Source organism: Bacillus paralicheniformis, from assembly GCF_002993925.1.
In the GTDB taxonomy this organism is placed as follows: Bacteria; Bacillota; Bacilli; order Bacillales; family Bacillaceae; genus Bacillus; species Bacillus paralicheniformis.
The window spans coordinates 3,924,900-3,940,788 of the sequence record NZ_CP023665.1; the positions used below are offsets into that span (position 1 = coordinate 3,924,900).

The 15,889-nt window shown below is 51.5% G+C and carries 9 protein-coding genes; all 9 read right to left on the reverse strand.

Annotated features, from left to right (window positions below):
* Position 1: 1 nt before the first annotated feature.
* The 9 genes from CP943_RS20105 to CP943_RS20145 all read right to left on the reverse strand — a co-directional run bounded on the left by CP943_RS20105 (position 2) and on the right by CP943_RS20145 (position 15,869).
* Positions 2–7,168 carry an amino acid adenylation domain-containing protein gene (locus CP943_RS20105; RefSeq protein ID WP_105981268.1) on the reverse strand — a complete coding sequence of 2,389 codons (7,167 nt, stop codon included), beginning with the start codon at positions 7,166–7,168 and terminating at the stop codon, positions 2–4.
* A gap of 14 nt (positions 7,169–7,182) precedes the next feature.
* Positions 7,183–8,109 carry an isochorismatase family protein gene (locus CP943_RS20110; protein WP_023857106.1) on the reverse strand — a complete coding sequence of 309 codons (927 nt, stop codon included), beginning with the start codon at positions 8,107–8,109 and terminating at the stop codon, positions 7,183–7,185.
* A 25-nt stretch (positions 8,110–8,134) separates the two neighbouring features.
* Complete coding sequence (locus CP943_RS20115) at positions 8,135–9,757, reverse strand: (2,3-dihydroxybenzoyl)adenylate synthase (RefSeq protein ID WP_096748366.1); 1,623 nt, start codon at positions 9,755–9,757, stop codon at positions 8,135–8,137.
* Positions 9,758–9,771: 14 nt separating this feature from the next.
* Positions 9,772–10,962 (reverse strand): isochorismate synthase DhbC, encoded by a 1,191-nt coding sequence (gene dhbC / locus CP943_RS20120; protein WP_234026585.1) that lies wholly within the window; start codon positions 10,960–10,962, stop codon positions 9,772–9,774.
* A 24-nt stretch (positions 10,963–10,986) separates the two neighbouring features.
* Positions 10,987–11,766: a 2,3-dihydro-2,3-dihydroxybenzoate dehydrogenase gene (locus CP943_RS20125; RefSeq protein WP_035400343.1), complete on the reverse strand. Its 780-nt coding sequence runs from the start codon at positions 11,764–11,766 to the stop codon at positions 10,987–10,989.
* 223 nt (positions 11,767–11,989) lie between these two features.
* Positions 11,990–12,838, reverse strand: a complete 849-nt coding sequence (locus CP943_RS20130) for an alpha/beta hydrolase (protein WP_075212899.1) — start codon at positions 12,836–12,838, stop codon at positions 11,990–11,992.
* A 40-nt stretch (positions 12,839–12,878) separates the two neighbouring features.
* The gene (locus tag CP943_RS20135; RefSeq protein ID WP_075212898.1) at positions 12,879–13,898 is read right to left on the reverse strand and encodes a FecCD family ABC transporter permease; all 1,020 of its coding nucleotides are present in this window, start codon (positions 13,896–13,898) and stop codon (positions 12,879–12,881) included.
* Positions 13,891–14,895 (reverse strand): FecCD family ABC transporter permease, encoded by a 1,005-nt coding sequence (locus tag CP943_RS20140; RefSeq protein ID WP_101561370.1) that lies wholly within the window; start codon positions 14,893–14,895, stop codon positions 13,891–13,893. Before CP943_RS20140 ends, CP943_RS20135 begins: the two co-directional genes overlap by 8 nt.
* A 17-nt stretch (positions 14,896–14,912) precedes the next feature.
* Positions 14,913–15,869: an iron-hydroxamate ABC transporter substrate-binding protein gene (locus CP943_RS20145; RefSeq protein ID WP_026580229.1), complete on the reverse strand. Its 957-nt coding sequence runs from the start codon at positions 15,867–15,869 to the stop codon at positions 14,913–14,915.
* Positions 15,870–15,889: the final 20 nt, after the last annotated feature.

Here is a 15,889-nt window from a genome sequence, read left to right on the forward strand (position 1 = left end):
GTTATCTCTCCCTACTTGTCCGTATCTTTTTCAAGCCGTCCAGTTTTTCCGCAACATGACGTCCGATTTCGGCCAGCGGCTCCGGCTGGCACAAATCTTTATGCCGGCAATCCATATCATGAATATCAATGTTTCCGTTCAGATAAGGAAGCCATGACTCCGGATCGATCGGATCAAACCATTCCGGTATCACGGTAGATTTGAAGAACAGGATATCACCATGAAAGACGCGGGGCTTATATTCGCTTAAAATCCGGACGGAATTCACATAAGTCTCCTTTAAATTCAAGATCGCAGCCTCATCCAGGCTGGCAAGCGCACTGCCGTCTCGGCGCAGTATATCGATCGCACTGGAAAGTTTCAGCGGTTCCCCGTTAAGGCTGTCCGGATCGTATCCTCCCAATGCCAAGAGTGCAATCAATGCTTCCTGCTCATCAGGTGCATCTTTAATTGGAAGGAAGTGATTCGGGTATGCATCAAGCATGACAAGAAGCGAAATGTCTTCCCCTTGTTCCTGCAGCTGAGTTGCGATCGCATGTACAACATTGCCTCCGAGAGACCAGCCGAGAAGACGATAAGGCCCTGTTGGCTGAATCGTACGAATGTGCCTGATATAATCCGCGGCCATGTCGTCGAGCGTATCAGGAAGCTCTTCCTGCCTTGCGATCCCGCGAGCTTGAAGGCCGTATATCGGATATTCCTTCCCGAGTGCCGTCATTAAACCGGCATAACACCAGCTGAGGCCCCCGGCCGGGTGCACACAAAACAGGGGATCCTGACTGCCTCCGGTTCTCAGCGGAAGCAGTACATCCAGCGCACTTTGCCCGCCGCCGGATTCAAGCCGTTCATCGAGTCCGCTGACAGTAGGTGCTTCAAGCAGGTCGCCGATGCCGAGCTCGACGCCGAGCGCTTCACGAATGCGGCTCATCAGCTGTACGGCGAGCAGAGAATGACCGCCAAGTTCGAAGAATCCGTCATCAATACCAATCCGCGGCACATTGAGGATTTCTGAAAAAAGATCACATAAGATTTCTTCCTGCGGTGTTCTTGGCCCCCGTCCTTTAACAGCCGCGGCAAAATCAGGCTCAGGCAGCGCTTTTCGATCAAGTTTGCCATTTGGAGTCAATGGCAGGTCTGCAATTTTTACAAATGCAGAAGGCACCATGTACTCCGGCAGAGTGCCTGCGGCAAACCGGCGCAGCTCAGCCGGATCAGTTTCTTCTTCAGACGTCGGGACAACATAGGCGATCAGGCGCTTGTCCCCGGGCTGGTCTTCCCTTACAACTACAGCAGCTTGATTCACCTTGTGATGGCGGACAAGCACCGCTTCTATCTCGCCGAGTTCGATTCTAAAGCCGCGGATCTTGATCTGCTGATCGGCCCTGCCCATATAATCAAGAGAGCCGTCTTGGCGCCTGCGGGCAAGATCGCCGGTTCGGTACATCCGGGTTCCGGGCGGACCAAACGGATCAGCGACAAAACGGTCTGCCGTCAAATCGGGTCTGCCCAAGTAACCCCGTGCGAGGCCGCCCCCCGACACATACATCTCTCCGGTGACGCCCGGGGGTACCGGTTCAAGGTATTCATCAAGCACATATACACCTAAATCGGGAATCCCTTGACCGATCAGGCTGTTCGCTTGAAGTGCTGCAGTCTGCTGATCGAGGGAAATATAGCTGACATGTACCGTCGTTTCTGTAATTCCGTACATATTAATCAGCCGCGGGAAATGCTCCGGATGGCGTTCATACCAATCTTCAAGCCTCTTCAGTTCGAGCGCTTCCCCTCCAAAAATGATAAAGCGCAAGGAAAGGCACTTTCCTGTCTCAGCATTGTCCCGGTCAGCCTGCATCAATTGATAAAATGCGGAAGGGGTCTGATTGAGCACAGTCACTCCCTCGCGTACGAGAAGATTGAGAAAGTCGGCCGGCGAGCGGCTGATTGTATGAGGCACCACGACAAGCCGTCCCCCATTGAGCAGCGCTCCCCAAATTTCCCATACCGAAAAGTCAAATGCGTAAGAATGAAACATCGTCCAAACATCGTCAGAGCCAAAATGAAACCATTGGTCAGTCGCTCCGAACAGCCGCACGACATTTTGATGTGGAACGATCACTCCTTTCGGCTTGCCGGTCGAACCGGATGTGTAAATGACATACGCCGGGTGAAGAGGCAGCAAAGGCTTCGTACGGTCGGCATCAACCGGATTCGCAGAAGCGCATCCGTTCAGTTCCTCTTGTATGCAAGGGTCATCAAGGACAATCCGTGCAACAGATGCGGGAACAGAAAGGCATGATTCGACCGCTGAACTCGTAACGATGCAGGCAGGATGTGCATCATTCAACATAAACGCTATCCTTTCTGCCGGGTAGTCCGGATCCAGAGGCACATATGCCGCGCCAGCTTTCAGCACTGCAAGCAGTCCGACAACCATATCCAAAGATCTTGGCAGCGCCAGGGCAGCAAATTGTTCAGGACCGACCCCTTTGGCGATCAGGAGATGGGCAAGCCGGTTAGCGCGTCTATTGAGCTCGCCGTATGTGAGCGAGTCATTTTCATATATAACCGCAACGGCTTCCGGGTCCTTCGCAGCCTGCTTTTCAAATAAAACAGGCAAAGATGAACAAGGTATGTTGTTGGACGATTTGCTCCAGTCAGCCAGCATGTTTTCACGTTCGGCCGGAAGGAGAATATCAAGTCTTCCGATCGGCTGATCAGGGTCGGATACTGCTGAATCCAGCAGTCTGACAAGCCGTTCGGCCAATGTTTGAACCGTATTTCGCTCAAATAAATCTGTGCTGTATTCCACAAATCCGCCGATACCTGCGGGTGTTCCATCCGCTTTTCGATGTTCCCGAAGCTCAATCGTCAAATCAAACTTGGCTGCGCCGACACTGCGAATGTCAATGTCTGATTTAAGGCCGGAAAGTTCAAGCTCAGGTTCAGGCGTATTTTGATAGGCGAGCATGATTTGGAACAGCGGATGTCTCGCTCTTGACCTGACAGGATTGAGCACTTCAACAAGGCGCTCGAACGGAAGGTCCTGATGCTCATATGCTGCAAGATTTACTTTTCTAACTCTGTTCAGAAGTTCCCGAAAACTTGGATTACCCGATGTATCTGTTCGGAGCACAAGCGTATTAACGAACAATCCGACAATTCCGCCTAAAGCATCATCGTTTCTTCCCGCTATCGGGCTCCCGAGCGGAATGTCGTGGCCTGCTCCGAGCCGTGTCAGCAGTGAGGCAAGGGCCGACTGCAAAATCATGAACATGCTGACTCCGGTGCTGCGGGACAAACCGAGCAAACGGCCGTGTAGCTGTTCGTCAATGCTGAGATCAATCGTACCGCCTCTGTAGCTTGATTCCGACGGACGCGGGTGATCAGTCGGAAGCTCCAGCTGATCAGGCAGATGTTCCAATGCCTTTGACCAATACCCGAGCTGCTTGGCAATCAGACTGTCCGGATTGCTCTCATGTCCAAGCAGATGTTCCTGCCATACGGCATAGTCGGCATATTGTATAGAAAGCGGCTCCCAAGCAGGTGCCTCACCATTCAGACGCGCATTGTAGGCGGTTTCCAAATCGCGGGTCAGCGGCGTTAAAGACCAGCCGTCGCCAATCATATGGTGCAAAAGCAGAAGAAGAACAAATTTGTCCGGTCCGAGTACGAATAGCTGGGCGCGAAACGGAGGTTCCTTTTCTAAATGAAAACGGTGCCGAACAGCCTCAGCCAGGACTTTTTCCAAATCATGTTCGCTGACATGGGATACAGCGAGTTCGGGACGCGCTTGATCCGCTTCCAATATCAGCTGGTGTGTTGTCCCCTGCTGATACGGAAAAATTGTTCGAAGCGGCTCATGTCTTGCTGCCACATCGCTCAGAGCGGTTGTCAGCGCCTCTTGGTCCAAACGTCCGGTTAAATGAACGACAACCGGAATATTATAGGTCGGGCTCGGTCCTTCCAAACAGTGCAAAAACCATAGGCGCCGCTGCGCGAAGGACAGCGGAATTTCTTCCCGGCGCTCTCTTTTACGCAATGCCGGACGGGCGCTCTGCGCCTGATCAAGCTGTTTGGCAAGCCCGGCGGCTGTGGGCTCATCGAATAAACGGCCGATTCCGAGTTCGACGCCAAGCGTTTCCCGAATCCGGCCGATAAGCCTGCCTGCCAGAAGCGAATGTCCGCCGAGATCAAAAAAGCTGTCATCAATACTGACTCGCGGCACCCCCAGCACTTCAGCGAATAAATCACACAATATTTCCTCTTGAGGTGTCCTTGGCTCACGTCCGCCTGTATGCATACTCAATGCCGGAGCCGGCAGGGATTTGCGGTCAAGCTTTCCGTTCGGCGTAAGCGGCAGTTCATCAAGAATGACAAATGCAGACGGAATCATATAGTCGGGCAGTGTTTCACCAACGTAGCCGCGAAGCTCGACAGGATGAAGGCTTTCTCCCGAAGCGGGAACGACATACGCAAATATACGCGGATCACCGGGCTGGTCTTCACGAACAATAGCAGCAGCTTGTTTAACAACCGGATGATTTGCAAGCACCGCTTCTATTTCTCCCATTTCAATGCGGAATCCGCGAATTTTGACTTGATGGTCCGCACGGCCGATATAATCAAGCGACCCGTCTTGGCGCCAGCGCACGAGGTCGCCCGTCCGGTACATCCTCGATCCAGGCGGCCCGTATGGATTCGCAATAAAGCGTTCAGCCGTGAGAGCATGACGGTTCAAGTAGCCGCGCGCCACTCCTGTTCCTGCCACATAAAGTTCTCCAGCCGCTCCCGGAGGCACGGGCTGCAATCCGGCGTCTAGAACATACAGCTGCGTATTCCAAATCGCACGGCCGATCCCCGGAGATTTCGTGCAGTTGCCTCCCAGCGCGGCGGCTGTAGACCAAATCGTTGTTTCCGTCGGTCCATAAAGGTTCGTTAATGTGCATCCAAGCTGCTGCAATTGCCGGGCCAAGCTGGCTTGCAGAGCTTCCCCTCCGACAAGCGCACGAAGACCTTTAAGCTTCTCCGGAGCGCTCGAGGCCAATGCATACCAAAGGGTCGGTGTGGCCTGCATCATTGTGATTCCGTATGTTTCAATCATTTTAGCCAATGCGGAGGGGTCTTGTACCGTCTCCTTCTCGGCAAGAACGACTGCCGACCCGCTGATCAGTGGCAAATAAATTTCGAGTGCTGAGATGTCGAATGCAATCGTTGTAACGGCCAGCAGCCGGTCGTCTTGATTAAGCGGGAACATATCCTGCATTGAAAGCAAAAAATTGAATAAGCTTTCAGCTTGTACAACTACGCCTTTAGGTCTGCCGGTTGATCCGGATGTATAAATCATATATGCCGGCTGAGCGCCGGAATGCTGTCTGCCGGGATTTCCTTCAGAACATCCGGAGATTTTTTCCATAACAGTTTGTTCATCAAGGATGAACTTCGGCGTTTGCGAACTGATCATGTCTTGTGCTTTTTTGCTGGTGATGACAAACAGCGGCTGTGCATCATTGAGCATATACTCGATCCTGTCAGCCGGATAATCGGGATCTATAGGTAAATAAGCCGCTCCAGCCTTGAGAACGGCGAGCATGCTGACAATCATTTCCGCTGAGCGCGGCAGGGCCAAAGCAACGAATGTCTCGGGTTTCGCCCCCTTATTGATCAGCAGATGAGCCAGTTGATTTGCCCTTTTATTTAATTCGGAATAGGTGAGAACCTCATCATTGGAAACGACTGCCGGAGATTCAGGGTACTCCTTCGCCATCATTTCAAATCGTTGCGTAAGACTCTCATTTGGAAGACCGCGGTCTGTTTGATTCCATTCGATCAAAATTTGAGCGCGTTCTTCCGGGAGAAGAATATCCAACGTCCCCACCGGCTGAGTTTGCTCGCAATCGGCAATCGTTTTCAGAAGAGTAAGAAAACGATGAATATGATGTTCAAGTTCATCCGCATGATAAACAGCGGGGTTTGCATCCATGTTTATTTTCAACCCGCCTCCGTCCGGGCGGCCGTAAATGTTGATTGACAGATCGTCCACAGGTCCTGTGGCAAGATTATGCACGATGCCTTGACAGCCGGCAAAATTCAAGCGTTGCTCAAAAGGCATCAAATTAAGCTGCGGACCGAACAGCCGCTGATTTTCGCCAAGCAGCTTGAGTTCCCGGCGCAGTTCTTCGTGGCGGTAATGCTGATGACGCCTCAGCTTCATCATCTCTGCTGAGATTTGCTTGACCAGCTCTCCTACGCTCATGTCCGGCTGCATGCCAATTCGAAGCGGAAGGAGATTCATGACCATACCCGGAATATGGAGAGCGGCTGACCCAAGGCGGCACATCATCGGCATCCCGAGAACGACGTCATTTGCCCCCGTCAGCCGATGAACATATATTGCAGCTGCTGCCATCACGGTTTCGTGCCAAGTTGCCCCCATTCTGCTTGCGGCAGACAGAAGACGCTCAGCATGTTCACTCGGCAGATAGTCAGACCTGCGAAGAAAGCTTGAAGAGGTGCGCGGCGCCCTTTCGGCAAGACTGACTACCTCCGGTTCATCGCTGAATCGCTCAAGCCAAAATTGCCGATCTTCCTGATACTTCTCTGATGCGTGGTAAGCCGTTTCCTCCCCGAGAATCAAATCGAGGGAGCCAAAGGCTCCGCTCTGATCGATCGATTTGTTCTGCATCAATGCGGTATATATTTTTGACAGCCGCTCGGCGATCAATGTAAAGCTGAACCCGTCCGTTGCGATATGGTGAGTTCGCTGATACCAGAAGTAATGATCCGGCGCCGTTTTGAAAAGCGCTTCTGTAAAAAGCGGACCGCGAGTCAGATCAACCGGACGGGCAAGGTCATCCTTCATCCAGCTTTTCGCCGCCTGTTCCGGATCGGTTTCTGAGCTGACATCAACATAATGAATTGGAAAATCTGCCGACGGAACGATCACTTGCCACGGTCCGTCTTGATCTTCTCCAAATCTGGCATGGAATGATTCAGCTTCTTTCATGACATGGCGCAGCGCTTTCTCGAAAAGCTCTTGATCAAGCGGGCCTTTAATTTCAACGTATTCAGCTGTATTGTAGATCGGATTTTCCGGATCAAGCTGCTGAGCAAACCAAATGCCGGCTTGCGCTCCTGATAATGGCTTTCGGTTATGTTGACATTCAAGCATTAAGGCGACCTCCTTCATTGATAGTCTGCATTTGGCAAGGGTGCTTCTTTAGAGGAGGACAACAGTCTCCACCAGTTTTCAATCGAAGGGTCCTCCGCAAGCTCCACAAATGACACCTCCCGCCCCGCTCGGCGCCAGCGCTCCGCGAGACTCATGATTCTCACGGAATCAAGTCCCCTGTAAATCAAATTTTCGCTGTCGCTTATCTTTTCAGGTGATTCAAGAAGAAGCGATGCGACCTGTTCGCGAATAATCTGTTTTGTCAGTGCATGAGAGCTTTCTTTTGCGTGTTCATGGCTTGCGTCATCTTTCAGCTGGCTCAAAAGCTGTTCCGCAGTGATTGTGACGCTGCAGCGGTCAGCTGCGTATGTGATGGCCATTTCATGATGCTTTAATGAGAAATCCGCCACCGCATCGGCGACAAAAAACGTTTCAATATCTTGCATAAACGCATCACATGCCGTCATCAAGCAGCCGATATGGGCATAGATGCCGGTGATGATGAGCTGATCCCGACCTTGCTCCTCCAGCACACCTAAAAGGTTGGTTTTTCTGAACGCATTGTACCTCCACTTGGTCAGAACGATGTCGCCTTTATTCGGTTTCAGCTCATCTACGATCTTCTGCTCATCGGGATCAGGACCGATTCCGGGTCCCCAAAAATCTTGGAGAAGCCCCCGTTCTTCCGGTGTCTGAGCGCCTGGCTGAGCCGTGAAAATAACCGGAATGCCAAGCTCGGCACATCGCTTCCGAAGCTTCTTAATATTAGCCAGCAGATCTGTTACCGGAGACTCGCCGCAACGGTAAGCGTTGAGAAAATATTGCTGCATATCATGGATGAGAAGTGCAGCACGCTTCGGATGAGGAGTCCATGACACCTTGTTTTTCGGCATATTTGATGCTTCTGGCATTTGGTACGGTAAGATGGCAGGAATGGCCATCAAATCACATCCTCTCATTTTTTTATCACGTGATATTCTTAGCTGCAGACATTTTTTCAGCAATCGCTGTACGCAGTTCTTTTTTGCTGACTTTTCCTACGCCTGTCTGCGGGAATGCTTCAACCATTTCCACCCGGTCGGGTATTTTGTAGGCTGCAAGGCCCCTTTCTCTCAAAAACGATTGCAATTCAGCCTGAGCAGGTGCAGCGCCGCGTGGAATAACATACGCACACGTTCTTTCACCGAGAAATTGATCCGGCATCGAGACAACCGCCGCATCGAGTACGGTGGGATGTGCGAGCAGGTGGTTTTCCACTTCTTCCGCGGCAACCTTCTCCCCGCCTCTGTTGATCTGGTCTTTGGCTCGTCCTTCAACAATCAAATAGCCTGATGAATTGACTTTGACCAAGTCGCCCGTACGGTAAAACCCGTCTTCTGTGAACGCTTTGGCATTATGTTCCTCAGCTTTGTAATAGCCGCGGATCGTATAAGGACCTCTTGTCAGAAGCTCCCCGGTCTGTCCGGGTCCAAGTTCGCGTCCTTCTTTATCCACAATTTTAATTTCGTCAAACGGAGACATCGGTCTGCCTTGTGTGTGAACGATCGTGTCTTCAGGATCATCAAGTCTGGTATAGTTGACCAGACCTTCTGCCATGCCATAAACCTGCTGCAGTTTGCAGCCAAACACCGATGTGACGCGTCTGGCGGCTTCGGCACTGAATTTCGCTCCGCCGACTTGAAGGACCTGGAGACTTGACAAGTCGTCCCGGCGCGCCGGAGCAGCGTCAAGCCAGATTAGCGCAAGCGGCGGTACGAGACCTGTGATCGTTACCCTCTCCTTTTCGATCAGAGGAAAGGTTTCATCCGGGCTGCCTCCTGACGCAAGAACGACTCGGCCTCCCGCATAGAGTGTACCGAGCACTCCCGGCGAACTGAGCGGATAATTGTGAGCAATTGGAAGAGCGGCAAGATACACGCTGTTGTGATCAAGCCTGCAAATCTCTGCGCTGACCCTCAAGCTGTATATATAATCATCATGCGTCCTCGGGATCAGCTTAGAAAGACCTGTGCTTCCCCCTGACAACTGAAGAAAAGCGACATCTTCTGAATGGACGTTCTGCGGAGGTGCAGGCTGATCATAAAGGCCCGACAGCGCTTCAAACTCCTCCGATTCGCCGGCGACAATGACATGACGAAGCCCCCGCAGCTTTCCCTTTACCTGTCTCGCCAGCTTGCGGTAGTCAAACCTTGCGTGATGATCGGGAATCACATAAGCAGCAGCTTCAGAAAACTCGCAAAAATACGTGATCTCGCTATGTCTGTGCGATGGAAGCGCAAAGACAGGCAGAGCTCCGATTCTGAAGAGTGCAAAGCAAACTTCAAAAAACTCGATGACATTCGGCAGCTGGACAACGACGCGGTCATTTTTTTTGATCCCAAGCTTTAAAAGACCGCCGGCCAAAGAGTCGGCTCTCTTGTCTAACTCTTGATAGCTTAAATGGGTATCTCCGTATGTAAGGGCAATGCGGCTGCCATGTTTTTCGGCCCGTTCCCTCAGCATTCCCCCAAATGTTTCTCCTCGCCAGCATCCCTCCTTCCGATATTTATCCGCAAACTCCTTCGGCCATGTTGGGCACCCTTTCAACATCCTTTATCCCTCCGTTATTCACTGTTCATTCCCATCGCAAGAAGCATCGTCCGAAACTTTGCAGACGTTTCGGCAAGTTCTTCTTCAGGCTTCGATCCGGCGACAATTCCGGCGCCTGCGTACAGCCGCAGCGCGTGTTCCTCCGCCTCAGCACAGCGAATCGTTACGACCCATTCACCGTCACCGTCCGCGTCACACCAGCCGACCATACCTGTAAAAAATCCGCGGTCAAACGGCTCAATCTGTTTAATCGCTTCTTTCGCCGCATTCGTCGACGTGCCGCAAACAGCGGGCGTCGGATGAAGAGCGGCGGCGAGCTCTAATGAAGATACAGAAAGATCTGTAAGCTCTCCCTTCAATTCAGTTGAAAGATGCCACATCGTCGGCGTGCTGATCAGCGATGGTTCCGGCACCTCCAGCTTTCGGCAAAACGGCTTGAGCCCGGAAGCAACCGCTTCGACTACGACCGCATGTTCGTGACGGTCTTTAGGAGAAGCAAGCAGTTCAGCCGCCCTTCTTCGATCTTCTTCAGGATCATCGCTTCGAGGTCTTGAACCTGCTAAAGGATTTGCCGTAACGCGGAACCCGGACCGTGATACAAGCAGCTCAGGACTTGCGCCTATCAAAGTGGTACGAGGCGCTTCCGGCGATTGCCCGGTTAAGTCAACGGCAAAGTTGTACCCGCTTGTATTGCGGCGGGCAAGATTTCGCAGCAATTGACCGATATCGACTTTGATCGGCGAGGTCAGCTGCAAAGACCGGGAAAGGACGATCTTACTGTATTCTCCTGCTGCTATACCTGCCAACCCTCGTCTGACCCCGGTCATATACGCTTCCGGGCTTGGAATCTGCTCGATATCATAGGGGTACAGGGCAGGTTCAGGATCCTCTTTACCGTCTTCTTCACATGTCAGCGGCCCCGCCTGCCACGCTTCGACCGGCACGGTTAACTGCGCCGGCTTTGTATCGTCAAACGGCACAGCTCCGACCACCATCGGATTTTTCTGCCCGTTCTCCCTCGCTTTTTTCAGAACTTCCGCAGCCCGCTGAGCAAGGCTTTGCTCTTCCGTTTGAGAAACAGAAGCCAAAACACCTTCCGCCAGAATGGTCCGCTCAGGGGAAGAGAAAAAGAATGAAGCTCCGGCCTGATATTCCTTCAACAGCTGATCGGCAAGCGCTTCTGACACGACATGACGTTCTATCATCATTAAAACCTCCTTTAGATTGAATCAGGCTCCAAGCGTTGCTCCGCCATCGACGCGCAAATCGTGCATCGTAATATGACGAGCCCCGTCAGACAGCAAAAATACTACAGCATCTGCAATATCAGCCGGCGAAGCCAATTTTCCGAGCGGGATTCCCGTTTTGAATGTTTCAAGTGATCCTTCAATTACGCCTTGCGCAGCTTCCTCACCTTGCCATAGCGACCGCTGCATCGGCGTATCGGTTGATCCGGGCGATACGATATTGCAGCGGATATTGTACTCGGCAAGTTCAAGGCCGAGACATTTCGTAAACATTAAAGCGGCCGCCTTAGAGGCCGCATAGGCGGCCATATGCATACGCGGCACTGCCGCCGCATTTGATCCGACAGTCACGATCGCTCCAGTTCTGCGCGGAATCATCCGGCGGGCGACGGCACGCGATACGTTAAAAACCCCGGTAGAGTTGACGCTGAACGTCTTCTCCCAATCTTCATCACTCAATGAATGGATCAGACCCGTTCTGAGCACGCCGGCTACATTGACAAGCATGTCTATCGGACCGATCTCGCGTTCAACATGGGCCACAAGCTGATCGACGGCGGCACTGTCGCCCACATCCGCGGCAAAACCGGAACCCTGCAGATCTTTTCGTTCAAGTTCGGCTTCAAGTTCAAGCAGCCCTTTTCGATTTCGATCAGCTGCGGCAACAAACACCCCGCGTTCAGCAAGCGACAGAGCCACTTCTTTGCCGATTCCTTGCGAAGCCCCAGTCACCAAAGCAACCTTGCCTTTCACTCTTATCATTTCCTTTCTTAAAAACGGCAGCTCCCAAGTCTCAAAGAGTCACTGCCAAAGCTAAATTCTTAATTGATAATGATAATCATTATCGTTCAAAAATATAATATACCAATAAATGCAAACGGTCAAATCGTTTTCGATTGTTTATCCGTATCAATGCTCATGGTATATTATCTGTTATCCATTCTTATCTTTTCTTAAAGCTCGGGGCGCCGGAAGCGCCCCGCTGTCAATCAGGCTTGAAGGCAAACTGGAGCGCTCTGCTGATTAACACAGGCAGAACCGATATATGACCTTCCCCTTTAAATTCATGGTACTCCGCGCGAATCCCCTGCTTTTCCAAGGCGGCCAAGCGGGCGGCCAGCCTTTTTGCATTGTCGTTCATTCCGCTTTTATGCGTCTTTTCAAGCTCTCCCGCCCCGAGCAATACCTTTACATCGCCATCCGCTTCCTGCAGCTTCGAAATAAAGTCATGCTCCTCATCAAAAAAGGACGGATGCCAATGGATGGACGGACTTCCGGCGATATATGTCTGAAACAGGGCCGGTTTTGTAAACAGGGTCTGCAGAACAAAAAGTCCGCCAAGGGAATGACCGAAAATCGCCTGCCTTTTCACATCAATCGTGAATTCCTGTTCGATCTCCGGCTTTAACTGCTGTTCGATGAAGGACAGAAAAGCTTTCGCCCCGCCCGGCTCCGGCCAGTCTGCTCCATCAGGTCTCCTGGGCAGCTCGGCGCCCGAATCCGGCAGAGTAAAATCGTAATATCGCCCCCGGTCAAAGGGAGCGTCGGTTTCATAGCCGATGCCGACGATAACGGCCGGCACGACGCCGGTTTTATCGGGACGACGCGACTGCATCCGCAATGCCTCCACCATTGTTCCAAACACGGAATTGGCGTCAAGCAGATAAATTACGGGATATCCTGCGGGCGGCGGTTCCCCAAATGGTTTCGCAATAAAAATCCGGTATGTGCGGCTCCCATCCGTTGAACGCATGCACCGCTGTTCTGTCCCCGGTATCGCCACCGGAATACATTCAGCAGCATTGACAGACTGCTGAAGTTTTTCTTGAGCCATGTGATTCTCCCTTCCCCTCTTTGATTGAGCTAAAAACAGTCTAATGAACCGTCTTTTTTTGTTTAAACAGTAAAAATAAGAAGTAAGGCACACCGAAAATGGCGAGGATGATACCCGCCGGCACTTCGGACGGCTGGAACAGCAGCTTTCCGGCAAAATCGGCGCACAATACGAGAAACATCCCGATCAATCCGCTTAACAGCAATGAGTGGCGGTGCAGAACGCCGACGAGCCTCCGCGAGATGTGCGGAGCAATCAGGCCGACAAATGCCATGCTTCCAGAGATAGCCACACAGGCGCTGATGATGCCGACACAAGCCGTCAGCAGCACCACTTTTTCAACATTGGCGGATACGCCGAGACTCTTCACCGTATCTTCATGAAAGCGAATGGTATCGAGCAGGCCGGATTTTGTCAGCAGGAATGGGATGAGAAGCAGCAGCCACGGCAGTGCCGCTTGAATATACGTCCAATTCGCCGACCAGATGCTTCCGTTTTTCCACACCATGGCCATTTCGTGGTCATTCGGATTCATCTTCAATGACAGGTACAGCGAAATAGCGCTGAAACCCGAATTGATCGCGATCCCAACGAGAATAATTCTTCCCGAATCCAAGTTGCCGCCATGCCAGGCAAACATAAAAATGAATATCGCCGCCAAAATGCCCCCGATCAAGCCGAAGAATGGCATCCCCATTGCAGCGAGCAGGCTTGTCGTTTCAGTCTGGCCTTGAAAGATCAGCATGTAGCCGACGATTGCTGCACCCGCGCCGGCATTAATCCCCAGGATTCCCGGGTCAGCCAGTCCGTTCCTTGTCATCGCCTGGATAACGGAACCGGCAATGCCGAGCCCAAGACCCACGAGTGCTGCCGTCACAATCCTTGGAAGACGCAGCTCAAAAAGAAGAATGGCGTATTGCTCATTCGGATTGATGTGAAGCAATGTTGATAACAGCTCAGCCGGATGTGCGACAAACGATCCTACTGTTATGCTGAGATAACAGATTGTGAGAATCAGCACAATAAAAACAGCATAGATGACTGCAACCTTTTTAGGCACGCTGCTCCCCTCCTTTTCTTTTGATCAAATAAAGGAAGAAAGGAACGCCGATCACCGAAGTGACGACTTCAATCGGTGTCTCAAACGGATAGTTGAGCAGCCGGCTGAGAAGATCGGCCAGCGTCAAAAAAATGCCGCCGAGAACGCAGGAGCATGGAATCATCCGGCTGTAATCCGCCCCGACGAGAAAACGCGTAATATGCGGTACAATCAGTCCGACAAAAGCAATTTTTCCCGCCATGGCGACGGAGCAGCCTGTCAGAATGACAACCGCTGCCATCGCTGTCCATTTGACGGCCTGCTTTTTCTGACCAAGGCTTTCGGAAATGTCATCTCCCAATGATAAAGCTGTCACTTTTTTGCTGAGAGAGAGCGCCAGAATGATGCCGATCACAAAAAACGGCACAGCATACTTCAGCAGCTCGGGATTCAATTGATGCAGCCTGGCGCTGTACCAGAAGCTGACGTCCTGGGAAATTTGAAAGTAAATCGACATCGCCGCTGACAGACTGCTGAGCAGCATGCTTGTGACCGTTCCGATGATGGCAAGCTGAACCGGCATAAAACCGTTTGGAATCACCGAGGCGAGGCCGAAGACGAGGCCGGCGCCAACGGCTGATCCGATAAACGAATAGCCCATCATCTCCAGGGAAGTCGACCCCGGAATCAACACCATCAGCAGCGTGATCACGAATGCTGATCCGTCGGAAACACCCATAATCGACGGGGAAGCTAAATAATTTCGGGTAATGCCCTGCATAAGCGCACCGGACACCGCCAGCGCCGCTCCGATTAAAAGAGCGCCGGCAGCGCGCGGAAGGCGGGAATGCCAAATGATTTGATGATCTGTGTTGCCCGGATCAAAATGCAGCAGCGCTGAAAAAATCACTTCGGGCTCAAGCTGTTTTGCACCGTAACATACCGACAGAAAAACGGACAGCAGTATGGCAAACGGAGCAGAAATCATAATGATGCGGGTCATTTGCTTTGAATGCATAGCTCAAGGAACCTTTTCTATTTGTTCTGCGCCAATTTCTCAGCTGCAGCCTTTAAAAATTCAACCTTGCTCCATGCCGTGCCGCCCTGCGCAAGCGGATCTACAGCATTGACAAATACATGGTCATTTTTCACTGCAGAAATGCTTTTCCAAATTGGATTATTCTCTAGATCTTTCAGCGCATTCGGCTTGTCTGCATTCTCATCGTCAGAGAATTGAACAAACATATAGTCCGGATTCATTTCGCTCAGTTTTTCTAAAGAAACCAACTCCTGGGCTTTTGCCGCCTTGACTTCTTTGGGAGCTGTGAAGCCGAGCTCGCCGTATAATGTGGAATTAAAGAATACGTCTTCCGGATAGATAAAGACATTGCCTTGTCTAATTCTGACAACGAGCGCTTTTGTATCTTTGGCCGTTTTCTCAAGCTTTGTTTTTGCTTCCTTAAGGTCTGCTTCATAATCCGAAATAATCTGCTTCGCTTTATCTTCTTTGCCTGTCAGTTCAGCCAGCAGCTTTAAATTGTCTTTCCAGTTTGAAGAAACGTGGGAAACAGGAATCGTCGTCGCGATGTTATCCAGTTTTTTCACCACTTTTTCCGGAAATTTCGTTGAAGCCAGGATGACATCCGGTTTAAGCTCAAGAATTTTCTCCAGGTTCGGTTCTGTTTTTTCGCCGACGGCAGCTGCTTTGTCAGTAATGCTCTTGAACAGGTCCGGGAACTTTCCGGAGAAGGAAATGGCACCGGCCGGGTGAACATCCAGAAGCTTGGCATCTTCCATCGATTCCACGCTTCCCGTAATGACGATTTGTTCGGCCGGGGTCTTCACCTTGTATGTATGATCGAGGTACTCGATGCTTTTCTCAGCTGATGCTGAGCTCTTGCCATCGCCGCCCGCCTTTTCTTTGCTGTTCCCGCATCCCGCTGCGCCAAACGCGAGAAGGAGAATAAATAATAAGATTGATAGTTTTCTCATCTGACTGAGACCCCCTGATT

Excerpts from the sequence above, each read along its gene's own strand:
- CP943_RS20105 (WP_105981268.1), bottom strand. The coding sequence starts at position 7,168 with ATGCTTGAATGTCAACATAACCGAAAGCCATTATCAGGAGCGCAAGCC.
- CP943_RS20110 (WP_023857106.1), bottom strand. The coding sequence starts at position 8,109 with ATGGCCATTCCTGCCATCTTACCGTACCAAATGCCAGAAGCATCAAAT.
- CP943_RS20115 (WP_096748366.1), bottom strand. The coding sequence starts at position 9,757 with ATGTTGAAAGGGTGCCCAACATGGCCGAAGGAGTTTGCGGATAAATAT.
- dhbC (WP_234026585.1), bottom strand. The coding sequence starts at position 10,962 with ATGATAGAACGTCATGTCGTGTCAGAAGCGCTTGCCGATCAGCTGTTG.
- CP943_RS20125 (WP_035400343.1), bottom strand. The coding sequence starts at position 11,766 with ATGATAAGAGTGAAAGGCAAGGTTGCTTTGGTGACTGGGGCTTCGCAA.
- CP943_RS20130 (WP_075212899.1), bottom strand. The coding sequence starts at position 12,838 with ATGGCTCAAGAAAAACTTCAGCAGTCTGTCAATGCTGCTGAATGTATT.
- CP943_RS20140 (WP_101561370.1), bottom strand. The coding sequence starts at position 14,895 with ATGCATTCAAAGCAAATGACCCGCATCATTATGATTTCTGCTCCGTTT.
- CP943_RS20145 (WP_026580229.1), bottom strand. The coding sequence starts at position 15,869 with ATGAGAAAACTATCAATCTTATTATTTATTCTCCTTCTCGCGTTTGGC.